We start from the raw sequence: 15,753 nt of genomic DNA, 5'->3' as shown, positions 1-15,753 counted from the left end.
CGAGCGAAGCGACGGGGGACATCCACCGGGCCGATTCTGCCCCACGCCCGGCCGCAGTGGACGCTCGCGTGCTTGGATGGTCGGTGTGACGCGAGTACTAGCGGTCGCCAATCAAAAGGGTGGGGTCGCCAAGACCACGACAGTGGCGTCGTTGGGTGCTGCCTTCGTCGAGCTGAAGCAGCGGGTGCTGCTGATCGACCTGGACCCGCAGGGCTGTCTGACGTTCTCGCTGGGCCAGGATCCGGACGACCTGGCGGTGTCGGTGCACGAGGTGCTGCTCGGTGACGTGGAGCCCAATGCGGCGCTGGTGACCACCGCCGAGGGCATGACGGTGCTGCCGGCCAATATCGACCTGGCCGGTGCTGAGGCGATGCTGTTGATGCGGGCTGGCCGTGAATACGCGCTCAAGCGCGCCCTGGCCAAGGTGTCCGACCAGTTCGACGTCATCATCATCGACTGCCCGCCGTCGCTCGGGGTGCTCACGCTCAACGGTCTGACGGCTGCCGATGAGGTGATCGTGCCGCTGCAGTGCGAGACGCTGGCGCACCGCGGTGTGGGCCAGTTCCTGCGTACCGTCAGCGATGTCCAGCAGATCACCAACCCGGATCTCAAGCTGCTCGGTGCGCTGCCCACGCTGTACGACTCGCGCACCACACACAGCCGTGACGTGCTTTTCGACGTCGTCGACCGGTACAACCTGCCGGTGCTCGCGCCACCGATTCCCCGCACGGTGCGGTTCGCGGAGGCCACGGCCTCCGGCGCCTCGGTCCTGACGGGCCGGAAGAACAAGGGCGCCAACGCTTATCGCGATCTGGCCGGAGCACTTCTGCGACACTGGAAGACCGGCAAGGCGCTGGCGACGTTCACCCCGGAGCTCTGAGCCCCAGCGCCCGAGGGGATCACCCCAGCGCCACCACGGTGCCCCCGCGCTGCTCCAGCAGCGTCGACCCGGCCACCGCGGGGATCACCGGGTCCTGCGACGGCGGCCGCTTGAGGTCGATATGGCGCACCCCGGCACCGGTTTCGGGATTGAACACGTCGTAGCCCGAGGTGACCGGCACCAGCAACTCGCCGGCCATCAACGTCGCGGGCCCGACCGGAGCGTTGGATCCCGACGGTGCCACCGTGTACTTGTAGCGCAGCTGATTCGCGTCGAACACCAGCACCGAATCGCCGGTCCACCAGGTGATCAGGTCACCGGGATGGGATACCGCGGCGTTGGGGGACACCTTCTGGTTCAGCAGGGTGCTCGCCGTGACCGTGCCGGTGTCGTCCACGACGTTCACGGTCGGTTTCGGGGTCGGGATGTACAGCGCGGTGGTGGTGTCCGACACCGCGATCACCCGCGCGTCCGAGTCGACCGAGACACCGGGCTGCTGCTGGAATTTCGTCTTGGGAGTGTCCTCCTCGTCCGACGGCGTCAGCATCGTCAGGCGCATATCGGCCTGATTGGGGCAGCCCTCCAGCACCGATACCTGCGATGAGCTCGCCGCGGCGGACACCAGTCGGCACAGCGGGTCCTGTGGCACATCGGGTTTGATCCGCGCGTCCAGTGCGCCCCAACTGAGCATGCGCACCATGTCCGAGCGCCACAGTTCCAGCCGGCTGTCACCGGCCGAGAGCACCGTGGTGCCGTCGGACGACAGCGTCACCTCGGCGTCCGCGTAGGCCGTCCGGGTGGGGCCACGGCGCCCGGTCTGGGCGTCGATGGTGCTCACCTGTCCGCAGCCCCGGTTGTCCGGGTACACCGCCACCGCGTACTGGTAGACCCAGGTCACCCCGCACAGGTCGAGATCACGCGCATAGGACCACAGCCGTGTACCGCTGGCCGGGTCGTGCCCGACGACCTCGCGGCCGTCGCCGGTGACGACGGCACCGGCGACCACCAGGGGCTGGGTGGTCTTGGCGCTCGGGGTCGACCACAGCTCGTGCAGTGCGTCGGGAACCTTCGTGGCGGGTTTCAGGCTCGGCACCGGCGCGGCGGCCGGTGTGCTGATCGTGGCCCGCGCATCACTGGTCCACCAGATCAGCGCGGCGACCACCGCCACCACCACGGCGATGGCCGCGGCTGCCACCAGGTCACCGCGGGTGCGGCGCTCCGGCGACAGTAGTCGAGGGAGTGCGGGCATTTAGCCGGCGGCGGGGGTCGCGGCCTTACGCGGACGGCGGCGACGCCGGCGCTTGGGCGCACCACCGGTTTCGTCGGTGCCCTCCTCGGCGGTCTCACCGGTGCCACTGAGCTCGGTCACGGCGACCTCGTTGAGCGCGGCGCCGTCCACCTGCTCGGGATGGCCGGTCGCCCCCTGGCCACCACGAGTGCGCCGCCGACTGCGGGTGCGCGCGGGGCGCTCGGCCCTTTCGGTCCGCTCGCCGCCCTCGTCGGGGGTGCGCGTCTTGGGTTTGCGTGGGGCCGCGATCGATCCCGTGGCCTCGGTGGGGATATTCAGTTCGGTGTACAGATGGGGCGAGTTCGAGTAGGTCTCGACGGGATCGGGGGTGTTCAGCCCGAGCGCCTTGTCGATCATCGTCCACCGGGGCAGCTCGTCCCAATCGACCAAGGTGACGGCGATACCGGTCTTGCCGGCGCGGCCGGTGCGACCGATGCGGTGCACGTAGGCCTGCTCGTCCTCGGGGATCTGGAAGTTGATCACGTGGGTGATGTCATCGATGTCGATACCGCGGGCGGCCACGTCGGTGGCCACCAGGACGTCGACGTCACCGTTGCGGAAGCCTTTGAGGGCCTTCTCACGGGCGATCTGACCCAGATCGCCGTGCACGGCGCCGACCTTGAAACCGCGCTCGCCCAGTTCGTCGGCCACCTTCTGCGCGGTGCGCTTGGTGCGGGTGAAGATCATCGTCGCGCCGCGGCCCTCGGCCTGCAGGATGCGCGCGACCATCTCGACCTTGTCCAGGGCGTGGGCGCGGTAGGCGAACTGCTCGGTGGTGTCGTGGGTCTGTGAGGACTGCGGTGCTTCGGCACGGATATGCGTCGGCTGGTTCATGAATGTCCGGGCCAGCGTGATGATCGGATCCGGCATGGTCGCCGAGAACAGCATCGCCTGGCGGGTGTCCGGGGTGAGCCGCAGGATGCGCTCGATATCCGGCAGGAAGCCCAGGTCGAGCATCTCGTCGGCTTCGTCGAGCACCAACACCGACAGGCCGCCGAGCTGCAGATGGCCCTGCTGGGCCAGATCCAGCAGCCGGCCCGGGGTGCCGACCACGACGTCCACGCCCTTCTGAAGCGCCTCGATCTGCGGTTCGTAGGGGCGGCCGCCGTAGATGGCGGTGACCTTCAACTTGCGGCCGTCCGGGCCCGGCACGTACTTCGCGGCGGTGGTCAGGTCGTCGAAGACCTGCAGACACAGCTCACGGGTCGGGACGACGATCAGGGCGCGCGGGGCGCCGGTCAGCGGGCGGTTCTGGTCGGTGGACACCCGGTGCAGTAGCGGGACGCCGAACGCGAGGGTCTTACCCATCCCGGTGCGGGCCTGGCCGATCAGGTCTTCACCGGCCAGCGCGAGCGGCATGGTGAGTTCCTGGATGGCGAACGGGTGCTCCTTGCCATTCTCGAGGAGTGCGCGGACGATCTCGTCGCGCACGCCGAGGTCGGCGAAGGTGATATTCGGTTTGCTGGTCAGAGCGGTCATATTGTGGTCGGCATAGCTTTCGCTGCCTTGCTGCCTTTCGGTGTCATTCCTCGTCGCGTCTGTTGTCACGCGCGCACGAAGATGACGAGAAAGCGGTCGCTTCTCCCCGGATGGGGTGATGTCAGCCCGCTGGGCCCTGCCCTGTCGATCGGGCCGGCCGAACCACGTGCACGCACATTGCCGTAGGCGACGGCGCCTCAGCGAAGCCGTAAACAAGCCGCTGCCTGTCCCTATGATAGCTGGCTTGTCCGCGGCTCGGTCGCAACGGCACCTGGCGTCTAGAGTTGGCCCATGTCTCAGACGTCCCCGGCGCAGCCGGGTGCAGAGCCGCAGCCGGCCGTCTCGGCCGACCATCCCGGCGTCACCGAACTGTTCGCACTGCTGGCCTACGGCGAGGTCGCGGCCTTCTACCGGCTCACCGAGGAGGCGCGGATGGCGCCGAATCTGGCCGGCCGGATCAGCATGGCCAGCATGGCCGCCGCCGAGATGCGGCACTACGAACTGCTGCGTGACGCGCTGGCCGAACGCCACGTCGACGTCGTCCCGGCAATGACGAAATATGCTTCGGCACTTGAGAATTACCATCGATTGACGACGCCGAGCACATGGCTGGAGGCGTTGGTCAAAACGTATGTCGGCGATGCGCTGGCCGCGGATTTCTATCTCGAGATCGCCCACGTACTACCCGATGATGCGGCCGGCGTGGTGCGGTCGGTGCTCTCCGAGACGGGTCACTCCCAGTTCGTGGTCGCCGAAGTGCGCGCCGCCGTCACCGCCAGCGACCGGCAGCGCCATCGGCTGGCGTTGTGGTCGCGGCGGCTGCTCGGTGAGGCCATCACCCAGGCGCAGTACGTGATGGCCGATCACGACGAACTCGTCGATCTGGTCATCTCCAGCGGTGACGGGCTGCTGCAGATGTCGGAGTTCTTCGACCGGTTGCAGCGCACCCACGCCAGCCGGATGCAGGAACTCGGCCTGGCTTGACGCCGGGCCCGGCCCGCTACTTGGTGCAGGTCGCGATGATCGTGTTGTTGGTCTGGGCGACCAGCGGCGTACCTGCCGCGTCGGTGATCGCGCAGTTGAGCTGAGCCCCGATGCTGGTCGCGGTGACCGAGCTGAGCTGCACCCCCGGGTCGAGGGTGACAGTCTTGGTCCACGGCAGCGCCGCGTTGACGTCGGTCTGCAGTGCACCCTGCTGGTCGGTGTAGATGATCGTCACCAGGTCCAGCATCTGCCGATTGCCGGTGACCGTGTAGGTGATCGTGCGGGCGGCGGCGGGGTCGACCGCGGGCGCGGCGACCGGCGCCACCGGGGTTTCTGCAATGGTCGGTGCCGCGGTGGCCGTCGGCGTGGGGGTCACGGTGGTGACCGTTTCCGCCGGGAGGGTCGGGGTCTGCTGCTGAGCGGGCAGCGGGGCCGGGGCCGGCGCCGAGGTGGTCGCGGGGGCGCTGGTGGTCGCCTGCGCCGCGGAGGTCGACGCCTGGGTGGCTGACACCGAACCGCTGTCGCCGCCGCCGAGGATCACGCCGGTGCAGATGACGGCGACCATCAGGATGACGCCCGCAACGCCCGCGACCCAGATCCACCGGCGGTCCAACTGGTCGTGGTAGTCGGCGGGGAACTCGTACTCGTATTCCGCGCCGTCGTACTCGGTGTTGTCGTACTTCGCGCTGCCGTACTCCGCGTACTCCGCGCCCGTGTCGGCGTCGTCGTACTCGTAGGAGTCATCGGAATAGCGCGACCGGTAGCCGGCGTCGCGCGTCGCGGAATTTCTTGAATAAGGCCTGCTCATAGCGTTTCCCAAGTGGTCGCGGTGCGTACCTGGCCGATGCTAATGGGACTGCTGTGGCGGGTGAGGCCGACGCGGCGAGGCCACCGGTCACGGTCCGGACTCGTTCTCGTAGCTGTCGGGTCGCGACCCGTGTGACAGCCCGCTTCGCTCTCGGCGTACCGACCTTGGCGTCGTGGCCCGGGCCGCGTCCACTAGCCTGATTGCACGCAAGGCACACCAACCGAAAGGGTCGCAGCGTGGACGTCAAGATCGGGGTCGCCGACAGCCCGCGAGAGCTGGTCATCAACAGCGCGCAGACCCCAGGCGAGGTCGAAGAACTCATCACCAAGGCGCTGGGTTCGGACGGAGTGCTTGCGTTGACCGACGAAAAGGGGCGCCGTTACCTGGTGCAGGCGTCGAAAATCGCCTACGTGGAAATCGGCGCCGCCGATACCCGCCGAGTCGGCTTCGGTGTGGGCGCGGTGGGAGCCGAGGCCGTCAAGAACGGGTGAGCGGCACGTGTGACAGGCCGCCCCAGGCGAACTGCACCGTGCCCTCGACGGCCGCCTCTTTCGTGATGGGGCGGTCGTTGTCGAGCCAGTACCGCGCGCAGTCCACACTCGTGGACACCAGACCGACCGCGATCATCCTGGCTCGATGCGCCTCCAGCCCGGAATCGCGGCTGATCAGGTCGAACACCGCGTCGGTGCACGATTCGGTGGCCACCCGTACCTGGGCCGATACCTGGGGTTCGGTGACGTAGTCGTTCTCGAAGATGAGGCGGTAGCCCTGGCTGTCGTGTTCGACGAAATCGAAGAAGGCCTGCACGGCCGCACGCAGTCGCTGACGGTTGTCGGTGGTGGTCCGCAACGCCTGCCGGACACCGGACACCAGATTGTCCACGTGTCGTTGCAGCACCGCCAGATACAGCTCCAGCTTGGACGAAAAGTGTTGGTAGAGCACAGGTTTGCTGACACCGGCCCGGTCGGCGATCTCATCCATGCCCGCGGCGTGGTAACCGCGGTCGACGAACACCTCGCTGGCGGCGATGAGTAGCTGCCCGCGGCGTTCGTCACGCGGGAGCCGGTTTCCGCGCCGGGTGCCGCCGGTGCCCGCCTTGGCGCCTCTTTGTTCGGCGGCATTGGCGAGATCACTCATCAGGTCCTCAATCTTGAACTCTCATACGCGCACTCAGGCGCTAGCGGGCATGTGCCCATGTGTTGATCGTCACGACATTACTACCGCACCGTGAGGTAGGCCCCGTCGCAGGTCCCTGTGACGGTGGCGCGCCGGACCTGCGCACGTCACGGTCTGTGTAATCCTGGTGCGGTGACCTACGACCCGGGGCGTCGCGCAAGCGACCGTGCGCCCCTCGGGGAGGAGCGAAGCGACCGGGGGAATGTTCCCGTGCTGCGCAGTGACCGGCGCGAGCCGCTGCGCGCCCAGCGCGACCCGCTGGCTGACGACCAGGGTCGGCCCCGCTCCAACCGCGAGGACCGTCGGAATCTGCGCAAGCAGACGTGGCTGGGCCGGTTCGTGTCCACCTACGGATGGCGGGCCTACGCACTGCCGGTGCTGGCCGTACTCACCGTCGTGGTGCTGTACCAGACCGTCACCGGGACGAGTGCGCCCATGCCGGCCAAGGCCGACGGCCCGATCCAGGGTCCGCCCACCCTCAACGCTGCCGGCACCGCCATCATCGGGGCGCCGCCCAAGGGCCTCACCCAGTTCGACGCGAACCTGCCGACCGGCATCCTGCCCGACGGTGGCCCGTTCACCGAGTCGGGCGCCAAGACGTGGCATGTGGTTCCCGGCACCACCCCCAAGGTGGGCACGGGGGACACCAAGACCTTCCGCTACACCGTCGAGGTCGAGGACGGCGTGGACACCACGTCCTTCGGCGGCGACGACGGCTTCGCCCGCATGGTCAGCGAGACCCTGGCCAACCCGAAGAGTTGGCGGCACAACCCCCAGTTCGCCTTCGAACGTGTCGACGGTGACGCCCAGCCGGATTTCCGGGTGTCGCTGACCTCGCCGCTGACGGTGCGGGAGGGCTGCGGGTACGACATCCCGCTGGAGGCGTCCTGCTACAACCCGGCGTACGCGGAGAATCAGCCGCGGGTGTTCGTCAACGAGGCCCGCTGGGTGCGCGGTGCGGTGCCGTTCCAGGGCGATATCGGCTCGTACCGGCAGTACCTGATCAACCATGAGGTGGGCCACGCGATCGGCTACCCGAAGCACGAACCGTGCCCGGAGAACGGCGCGCTGGCCCCGGTGATGATGCAGCAGACCTTCTCCACTGACAACGACGATGCCGCCAAATTCGACCCCGAATCGGTGAAGCCCAACGGACTCACCTGCAAGTTCAACTCCTGGCCGTATCCGATCGCCTGACGGCGCGGCAGGGGAAGGTTTACCCCTGGATTACCGTTGAAGCTGTGGGCCTGGTGAGATTGACGCCAGCATTGCGATCGAGTCAAGGAGAGCCACGGTGACGTCGTTACCACCGCTTGTGGAACCAGCCGCCGAACTGACCCGGGACGAGGTTTCCAGGTACAGCCGTCACCTGATCATCCCGGACCTCGGGGTGGACGGTCAGAAGCGTCTCAAGAATGCCAAAGTGCTGGTCATCGGGGCCGGCGGGTTGGGATCTCCGACGCTGCTGTACCTGGCCGCGGCCGGCGTCGGCACCATCGGGATCGTCGAGTTCGACGTGGTCGACGAATCGAACCTGCAACGACAGATCATCCACGGCCAATCCGATATCGGCCGGTCCAAGGCGCAGAGCGCGCGCGACTCCGTGCTCGAGGTCAACCCGCTGGTGAACGTGGTGCTGCACGAGTTGCGCCTGGAGCCTGACAACGCGGTGGACCTTTTCGCGCAGTACGACCTGATTCTCGACGGCACCGACAACTTCGCCACGCGCTACCTGGTCAACGATGCCGCCGTGCTGGCCCACAAGCCGTACGTGTGGGGTTCGATCTACCGGTTCGAGGGCCAGGTCTCGGTGTTCTGGGAAGACGCCCCCGACGGGTTGGGCCTCAACTACCGCGATCTGTACCCGGAGCCGCCGCCGCCGGGCATGGTGCCCTCCTGCGCCGAAGGGGGCGTGCTGGGCATCCTGTGCGCGTCCATCGCCTCGGTGATGGGAACGGAGGCCATCAAGCTGATCACCGGAATCGGCGAGACCCTGCTGGGCCGGCTGATGGTGTACGACGCGCTGGACATGACGTACCGCACCATCAAGATCCGCAAGGATCCGTCGACGCCGAAGATCACCGAACTGATCGATTACGAGGCCTTCTGCGGCGTGATTTCGGACGCCGCTGCCGACGCCGCGGCGGGTTCCACGGTGACCCCGCGCGAACTGCGTGAGCTGCTGGATTCGGGCAAGCCGGTCGCCCTGATCGATGTCCGCGAACCGGTCGAGTGGGAGATCAACCACATCGAGGGCGCCGAGCTGATCCCGAAATCGGCGCTGGAGGCCGGCGGTGGTCTGGCTCAGCTGCCGCAGGACCGGACCCCGGTGTTGTACTGCAAGACCGGGGTGCGTTCGGCCGAGGCGCTGGCCGCCGTGAAGAAGGCCGGTTTCGCCGATGCGCTGCATCTACAGGGCGGAATCGTGGCTTGGGCGAAGCAACTCGAGCCCGACATGGTGATGTACTGAGCGCTCTGTGACGCAGGCACCGCTTAGGCTGACGTGCGTGACTGACGAACTGCCACCGGATCATGTGTTGGCGGCGTTCGGACTGGCGGGGTTGAGCCCCGTCCCGCTCGGCTCCAGTTGGGAGGGCGGCTGGCGCTGCGGCGAAGTGGTGCTGTCGATGGTCGCCGACCACGCGCGCGCCGCCTGGTCGGCGAAGATCCGTGAGACGTTGTTCGCCGACGGGATCCGGCTGGCCCGGCCCGTCCGTTCCACCGACGGCCGCTATGTCGTGGCCGGGTGGCGTGCCGACACCTTCGTCGCCGGCACCCCGGAACCACGGCACGATGAGGTGGTCTCGGCGGCCGTGCGGCTGCACGAGGCGACGGCCAAGCTCGAGCGGCCGCGATTCCTCACCCAGCCGCCGGTGGCGCCGTGGTCCGATGTCGACGTGTTCATCGCCGCCGACCGTGCCGCATGGGAAGACCGGCCGTTGCATGCCTTGCCGCCGGGAGCGCGGGTCTCACCGGGTTCGGCGGACGGGCAGAAGTCGATCGAACTGATCAATCAGCTGGCCTCGCTGCGCAAGCCGACCCGAAGCCCCAGCCAGCTGGTGCACGGCGATCTGTACGGCACCGTGCTCTTCGCCGGCGCCGCCGCGCCCGGTATCACCGACATCACCCCGTACTGGCGGCCCTCGGTGTGGGCGGCCGGCGTCGTCGTCGTCGATGCACTGGCGTGGGGTGACGCCGACGACGGTCTGGTCGAGCGCTGGAGTCCGCTGCCGGAGTGGCCGCAGATGCTGCTGCGCGCACTGATGTTCCGGCTCGCCGTGCACGCGCTGCACCCACGGGCGACGGCGGCGGCATTCCCGGGCCTCGCCCGCACCGCGGCGCTGGTCCGCTTGGCGCTCTAGCCTTCGCCCTCACCCGCGCCCAATTGAACAAACGGGCGCGAAAGTGCCAGGAACACTCCACCGTTTTGTCGATCTCGGCAGTGGAGAGCACGTTGGTGCGCTGACTTGGCGTCCTGGGTCTTGGTTACTCGCACTTCTGCGCCCCTGCCGCCAAGTCGACGATGCTCGCGGTTTCCCTGATCGGTGTGTTACGCCGCCATTGCGGCGGTGAGGTGCGCGCAACGCAGATGTATTCCATCCCTAACCAGTCGGTAATGGTGGGCGCCTGTAATTGGAAGCACCCCAACAACACCCAAACTTGGAGTCCTTCATGGCATTTGACGCATCCATCGCCGAGAACATCGCCACCTCGCTGGCCGAGATCCCGCACCCGTCGCTACCCAAAGGGTCGAACATCTACGGCGGCACCAAGATCTTCCCCGACTACCAGGCCGAGGAGGGCGAGAGCTACTTCACCCTCGTGCACGGTATCGCCCACGAATCCTCCGTCTCCTTCGTGGCGGTGCTGCAGGCCACCCGGGCGCTGCGCAAGGGCTTCGAGTCGGCGATCTATTTCTACGGCCCCGGCGCCATCAATTGCCTTGCCACCCGCGGCTTTCCGAAGACCGGCGACTCCGGCTTCCCCGGCGAGCAGAACATCAACGACGCCCTGGCGACCTTCATCAAGGAGGGCGGCACCGTGTTCGCCTGCCGGTTCGGGCTCGCCCTGCACGGCGGGCGCGAAGAGGACCTCATCGAAGGCGTGATCCCGGCGCATCCGCTCGATGTCCAGGACGCGCTCATCTACTACGCCCGCAAGGGCGCCATCATCAACTCGACCTACATGGTCTAGGGGCGCACCGTCATGACCACACTTGCCGCCGTCTCGGCCAACTTCACCCGGGACCTGGAACAGAACTACGCGCTCATCGCGGCGCTCACCGAGGAGGCCCGTACCAAGGGCGTCGACTTCCTGGTGTTCCCGGAGGCCGCCATCGGCGGCTATCTGTCCTCGCTGGGCAACCACGGCGACACCGTCAAGAACACCAAACGCTCACTGCCACCGGCCATTCGGCTGGACGGACCGGAGATCGCCAGGGTTCAGCAGATCGTCGGTGACCTGGTGATCGCCATCGGCTTCTGCGAACTGGACGACGACGGCGAGACACGCTACAACACCGCCGCGGTGCTGGACGGCAACACCGTATACGGCACCTATCGCAAGGTGCACCAGCCACTCGGTGAGGGCATGTCCTATTCCGCGGGATCCGGATACGGGGTGTTCGACACCCCGGTCGGCCGTGTCGGCCTGCAGATCTGCTACGACAAGGCCTTTCCCGAAGCCGCCCGGATGATGGCCCTGGGCGGCGCGCAGATCATCGCCAGCCTGTCGGCGTGGCCCGCGGCGCGCACCGCCACCGCGGAGAACCTGCAGGACGACCGATGGACCTACCGGTTCAACCTCTTCGACACCGCTCGTGCGCTGGACAACCAGGTGTTCTGGATCGCCTCCAACCAGAGTGGAACCTTCGGCTCGCTGCGCTACGTCGGCAATGCCAAGGTCGTGGATCCCGGCGGAAACGTCTTGGCCACCACACTTCTCGGTAGCGGGATGGCCGTGGCCGAGGTCGACATCGACGACACGTTCCGCACCATGCGCGCCGGGATGTTCCATCTGCGCGACCGCAGGCCCGACGTGTACGGCCCGCTCACCGATACCGACGCCATGCGCGAGGCAAAGTGGCGGGAGCTGGCCCATGCCTGAGATGACCTTCGAGGTGCGCTGGCCCGACGGCAGCACCCAGCGGTGCTACTCACCGAGCCTCGTCATGCACGACTATCTGTGCACCGGAACGCATTACACCGTCGGTGAGTTCGTGGACCGGTCCACCCGAGGACTGGCCGAGGCCAGTGAGCGGGTGCGGGCCAAGTTCGGGTTCGCCTGCACCTCGGCCGCCGACACCACCGAGCGGATCGCCGGCGCCGCAGCCCGATTCCCGCAACAGGCGCTCATCCAGATCACCGGCATGCATCCCGCACTGGAGCAGTCATGACCACCACGCACATCCCGGTCGCGATCATCGGCGGCGGGCAGGCCGGGCTGTCGGTCAGCTGGTACCTGGGCCGCATGGGCGTCGAGCACGTCGTGCTGGAGGCCCAAACCCCGGTGCATGCCTGGGCTGACACCCGCTGGGACAACTTCACTCTGGTCACGCCCAACTGGCACTGCCGGCTACCCGGGTACGCCTACGCTGGACCGGATCCGGACGGCTTCATGACCCGCGACGAGGTAGTGGCCTGGCTGGCGGGCTGGCTGGACACGTTCGAGCCGCCGCTGCGTACGCATACCCGGGTCACCCGACTGGCCAACCGCGCCGAGGGTGGATTCGAGCTCACCCTGGACGGGCACGAGACGCTGACCTGCGAGCAGGCCGTCATCGCCACCGGTGGCTATCCACTTCCTGTGATACCCCCGTACGCAAGCACATTGGACGCCGGTATCACCCAGATCCATTCCGAGTTGTACCGTAACGCCGCCCAGTTGCCCGACGGTGCGGTCCTGGTGGTCGGTACTGGACAGTCCGGCGCCCAGATCGCCGAGGATCTCCATCTGGCAGGCCGACAGGTGCACCTGGCCGTCGGCAGCGCGCCACGCGTCGCCCGGTTCTACCGGGGCCGGGACTGCATGACCTGGCTGGCGGATATGGGGCTCTACGACAAGCCTGCCCAGCAGTACCCGGGTGGTAAGGCCGCCATCGAGAAGACCAACCACTACGTCACCGGCCGCGACGGCGGCCGCGATGTCGACCTGCGGCAGTTCGCAGCCGAGGGGATGAAGCTCTACGGCACGCTGGCCGACGGCAAGGACTCGTGGTTGCGGTTCGAGCCCACCCTCACCGATGCGCTGGATCACGCCGATGCGGTGTACAACTCGATCTGCTCCGATATCGACCGCTACATCGACGGAGCGGGAATCGACGCGCCGCCGCCGTCCCGTTACCAGCCCGTGTGGTCACCCGAAGCCGAGCCCACCGCACTGGATCTGGCCGAAGCCGGCGTCACCAGCATCGTGTGGGCCATCGGGTATCGGCCCGACTACCGCTGGATCGAGGCCAGCGCGTTCGACGGTGGCGGCCGGCCCATGCAGACCCGCGGGATCACCAACGTCGACGGGCTGAGCTTCATCGGACTACCGTGGATGCACACCTGGGGATCCGGCCGTTTTCTGGGCATCGACCGCGACGCCAAACACGTCGCCGACACCATCATCAGCAGCAAGGTTCGCCGCCGCACCTTCCATACCGACGCCGTCGCGATCTAGGGAGTTGTTGTGTCTGTATCCACGCGAGTCGACCTGGCCCTGCTGGGTTTCCGCGGCCGTCCACCGGTCAGCCGCACCGCGGGCGCCGGCCCGAGCGCCGACGGCCACCTCGTCATCGACGGCCTCAACGCGGCCATTCCGCGGAATCCGCAGAGTCCGTTCGTGTTCGATGGCAGCCGGGTGCTGCTCGACGGCGAGGACACCGGGTTGGACGTCGAGGTCGTCGACCGGCCCAGGTTCTACGACCTGAGCACATCCGACGGGGTGCCCTACGAGAAACTGGCCCGGCTGCACGGTCGTAACGTGCTGGCCACCACCGTGGTGCAGACCTGTATCCGCTACGGGGAGGACCAGCGCTGCCGGTTCTGCACCATCGAGGAGTCGCTGCGCAGCGGCGCCACCACGGCGGTCAAGCGGCCGGCCGAACTCGCCGAGGTGGCCGAGGCCGCCGTCCGGCTCGACGGCGTCACCCAGATGGTGATGACCACCGGCACCTCGGCCGGAACCGACCGCGGTGCGCGACATCTGGCCCGCTGCGTGCGGGCCGTCAAGGCCGTCGTGCCGAACCTGCCCATCCAGGTGCAGTGCGAGCCACCCGCCGACCTGGCGGTACTCACCGAACTGCGGGAGGCCGGCGCGGACGCCATCGGTATCCATGTCGAATCGCTCGACGAGCAGGTGCGACGACGCTGGATGCCCGGCAAGGCCACGGTGTCGATGGACAGCTATCGGGCCGCGTGGCGGGAGGCGGTGCGGGTGTTCGGCCGCAACCAGGTCTCCACGTACCTGCTGGTCGGACTGGGCGAGAATCCGGACGAACTCGTCGCCGGGGCAACCGAACTGATCGAGATGGGTGTCTACCCGTTCGTGGTGCCCTACCGGCCGCAGCCCGGCTCGTTGGCCGTCGATGTCGATGCTGCCGCCGCCCCGGACTCGGCCCTGGTGGAGAAGGTTTCCCGCGAGGTCGCCGCGGCGCTGGCCGTGGCGGGGATGACCGGAACCGACCAGCGGGCCGGGTGCGCCGCCTGCGGAGCCTGCTCGGTACTGCAAAGCCTGGGGGCCTGATGATCAGATTCGATGCCAGCCCGGTGCCCTCGGAGCTGTCCATTCTCGCCGGAACACGCCCGCCTGCACCGTTTCTCATCCACCCGGCCGAGGGTGTCGAGCTCGACGGTTACCACCGGCTGCGGCGGGACGCCTTCGTCCTCGAGCAGGGCCTTTTCGCCCACAGCGACCGTGACGATATCGATGACGATCCCCGCACTGTGGTGTTGGTCGCCACCGGGCCCGACGGCCGAGTTCTCGGGGGAGTCCGGTTGGCACCTGTCGGTGCGGTGGACCTGGGCTGGTGGACCGGCAGCCGACTGGTCGCCGAACGCGGCGGGCCCCGCGGTGTCGGGCCGGCGCTGATCCAGGCCGCCTGCGCATACGCCGAGTCGGCGGGCGTGCTGCGCTTCGAAGCCACCGTGCAACCGCGTTATCTGCCGCTGTTCGACGCACTCGGCTGGCAGACCCTGGGCGACACCGAGGTCGCCGGCCGGCCGCACGCGGCGGTCCGCTGGCCGCTCAACCCGTTCCGGGCCCTGGCCGCGGCCACCAAGACGTTCCTCGGGCCGGCGCTGGCTCCGCTGCGGGCCCCGGACGGCGCACTCGGCCCGGTCGGGTTCGTCGGCGACGACGGCGCGCCGGTCCCGGGCACCGATCTCGTGGCCGCCTGCGACGCCATCATTCCGTCCATGGTCGAACGCGACCCCGAATGGGCGGGCTGGTGCTCGGTGCTGGTGAATGTCAACGACCTGGCCGCGATGGGGGCCGCACCGGTGGGGCTGCTGGATGCGGTCGGTGCCCCCACCCGGGCCCTACTGGATCGGATCATCCGCGGCATCGCCGCGGCGTCGCACGCCTGGAACGTGCCGGTGCTCGGCGGGCACACCCAACTCGGCGTGCCCGCTGCGCTGGCCGTCACCGCACTGGGCCGCACCCGCACACCCGTGCCCGGCGGCGGCGGGCGCGCCGGTGACGCCATCGCGCTCACCGCCGATCTCACCGGTGGCTGGCGGCCCGGATATACCGGCCGGCAATGGGATTCGACAAGTGGACGGGACGGTACCGACCTGCGCGCCATGACCGGACTCGTCGCCGCGATGCGCCCCGCCGCGGCCAAGGATGTCAGCATGGCCGGCGTCGTCGGCACCTTGGGCATGCTGGCCGAAGCAGGCGGCACCGGAGCCGAACTGGACGTTGCCGCGGTGCCGCGTCCCGCCGGCGCTGCCATGGGCTCATGGCTGACCTGTTTTCCCGGCTACGCGATGCTCACCGCGGGTGCCCTCGAGTCGGTGCCGACGCCGCCGGGGGTGGTCACCGCCGCCTGCGGGTCGCTCACCAGAGCGCCGGGAGTGCGCCTACGCTGGCCTGACGGGGTGACGACGACGGCACTGACGTCGTCGGTCACCGGTCTCGGAGCGGCTTGAGGGG

Annotated in this window: 16 protein-coding genes; 12 read left to right on the top strand and 4 right to left on the bottom strand. The window is 68.2% G+C overall.

The annotated features are described in order from the left end of the window. The first annotated feature begins 76 nt into the window (after window positions 1-76). Window positions 77-880: a ParA family protein gene (locus QN239_RS24475; protein ID WP_090355663.1), complete on the top strand. Its 804-nt coding sequence runs from the start codon at window positions 77-79 to the stop codon at window positions 878-880. Window positions 881-899: 19 nt separating this feature from the next. Here QN239_RS24475 and QN239_RS24470 read toward each other — a convergent pair whose 3' ends face one another. Continuing rightward, complete coding sequence (locus QN239_RS24470; protein WP_499014377.1) at window positions 900-2,129, bottom strand: Rv3212 family protein; 1,230 nt, start codon at window positions 2,127-2,129, stop codon at window positions 900-902. Next, complete coding sequence (locus tag QN239_RS24465) at window positions 2,130-3,647, bottom strand: DEAD/DEAH box helicase (protein ID WP_499014376.1); 1,518 nt, start codon at window positions 3,645-3,647, stop codon at window positions 2,130-2,132. A gap of 291 nt (window positions 3,648-3,938) precedes the next feature. On the opposite strand from QN239_RS24465, the gene QN239_RS24460 reads away from it, so the two are divergent. Further along, window positions 3,939-4,631, top strand: coding sequence for a ferritin-like fold-containing protein (locus QN239_RS24460; protein WP_090355654.1), 693 nt, complete (start codon window positions 3,939-3,941; stop codon window positions 4,629-4,631). A 16-nt stretch (window positions 4,632-4,647) separates the two neighbouring features. On the opposite strand, the gene QN239_RS24455 is transcribed toward QN239_RS24460, so the two are convergent. Further along, the gene (locus QN239_RS24455; RefSeq protein ID WP_499014374.1) at window positions 4,648-5,439 is read right to left on the bottom strand and encodes a hypothetical protein; all 792 of its coding nucleotides are present in this window, start codon (window positions 5,437-5,439) and stop codon (window positions 4,648-4,650) included. 236 nt (window positions 5,440-5,675) lie between these two features. Between QN239_RS24455 and QN239_RS24450 the strand changes: the two genes are divergently transcribed. Further along, the gene (locus QN239_RS24450) at window positions 5,676-5,930 is read left to right on the top strand and encodes a DUF3107 domain-containing protein (protein WP_090355649.1); all 255 of its coding nucleotides are present in this window, start codon (window positions 5,676-5,678) and stop codon (window positions 5,928-5,930) included. Here QN239_RS24450 and fasR read toward each other — a convergent pair. Then, on the bottom strand, window positions 5,917-6,576 hold the full coding sequence (fasR, locus tag QN239_RS24445; protein WP_090355646.1) for an HTH-type transcriptional activator FasR: 660 nt from the start codon (window positions 6,574-6,576) through the stop codon (window positions 5,917-5,919). The two genes, QN239_RS24450 and fasR, sit on opposite strands and share 14 nt — an antisense overlap. A 171-nt stretch (window positions 6,577-6,747) precedes the next feature. On the opposite strand from fasR, the gene QN239_RS24440 reads away from it, so the two are divergent. From QN239_RS24440 to QN239_RS24400, 9 genes are all read left to right on the top strand, one after another. Then, on the top strand, window positions 6,748-7,812 hold the full coding sequence (locus tag QN239_RS24440) for a DUF3152 domain-containing protein (RefSeq protein WP_090355643.1): 1,065 nt from the start codon (window positions 6,748-6,750) through the stop codon (window positions 7,810-7,812). A gap of 97 nt (window positions 7,813-7,909) precedes the next feature. After that, window positions 7,910-9,085 carry an adenylyltransferase/sulfurtransferase MoeZ gene (gene moeZ, locus QN239_RS24435; RefSeq protein ID WP_090355640.1) on the top strand — a complete coding sequence of 392 codons (1,176 nt, stop codon included), beginning with the start codon at window positions 7,910-7,912 and terminating at the stop codon, window positions 9,083-9,085. 37 nt (window positions 9,086-9,122) lie between these two features. Beyond that, complete coding sequence (locus tag QN239_RS24430; protein ID WP_090355638.1) at window positions 9,123-9,977, top strand: TIGR02569 family protein; 855 nt, start codon at window positions 9,123-9,125, stop codon at window positions 9,975-9,977. A gap of 310 nt (window positions 9,978-10,287) precedes the next feature. After that, window positions 10,288-10,809, top strand: a complete 522-nt coding sequence (locus QN239_RS24425) for an MSMEG_0572/Sll0783 family nitrogen starvation response protein (RefSeq protein ID WP_090355635.1) — start codon at window positions 10,288-10,290, stop codon at window positions 10,807-10,809. 12 nt (window positions 10,810-10,821) lie between these two features. Further along, window positions 10,822-11,721, top strand: a complete 900-nt coding sequence (locus tag QN239_RS24420) for a carbon-nitrogen hydrolase family protein (RefSeq protein WP_499014371.1) — start codon at window positions 10,822-10,824, stop codon at window positions 11,719-11,721. Further along, window positions 11,714-12,010: an MSMEG_0570 family nitrogen starvation response protein gene (locus QN239_RS24415; protein ID WP_167157606.1), complete on the top strand. Its 297-nt coding sequence runs from the start codon at window positions 11,714-11,716 to the stop codon at window positions 12,008-12,010. Before QN239_RS24420 ends, QN239_RS24415 begins: the two co-directional genes overlap by 8 nt. Continuing rightward, window positions 12,007-13,278 (top strand): MSMEG_0569 family flavin-dependent oxidoreductase, encoded by a 1,272-nt coding sequence (locus QN239_RS24410; protein ID WP_499014369.1) that lies wholly within the window; start codon window positions 12,007-12,009, stop codon window positions 13,276-13,278. Before QN239_RS24415 ends, QN239_RS24410 begins: the two co-directional genes overlap by 4 nt. 9 nt (window positions 13,279-13,287) lie before the next feature. Continuing rightward, complete coding sequence (locus QN239_RS24405; protein WP_499014367.1) at window positions 13,288-14,343, top strand: MSMEG_0568 family radical SAM protein; 1,056 nt, start codon at window positions 13,288-13,290, stop codon at window positions 14,341-14,343. After that, entirely contained in the window at window positions 14,343-15,749 is a 1,407-nt protein-coding gene (locus QN239_RS24400; RefSeq protein WP_499014365.1) for an MSMEG_0567/sll0787 family protein, read from the top strand. Before QN239_RS24405 ends, QN239_RS24400 begins: the two co-directional genes overlap by 1 nt. Window positions 15,750-15,753: the final 4 nt, after the last annotated feature.

Source organism: Mycolicibacterium sp. Y3 (genome assembly GCF_051188035.1).
Lineage (GTDB): Bacteria > Actinomycetota > Actinomycetes > Mycobacteriales > Mycobacteriaceae > Mycobacterium > Mycobacterium fluoranthenivorans.
The sequence above is the reverse complement of the archived record's forward strand: the minus strand, read 5'-3'. Positions and strand labels throughout refer to the sequence as shown.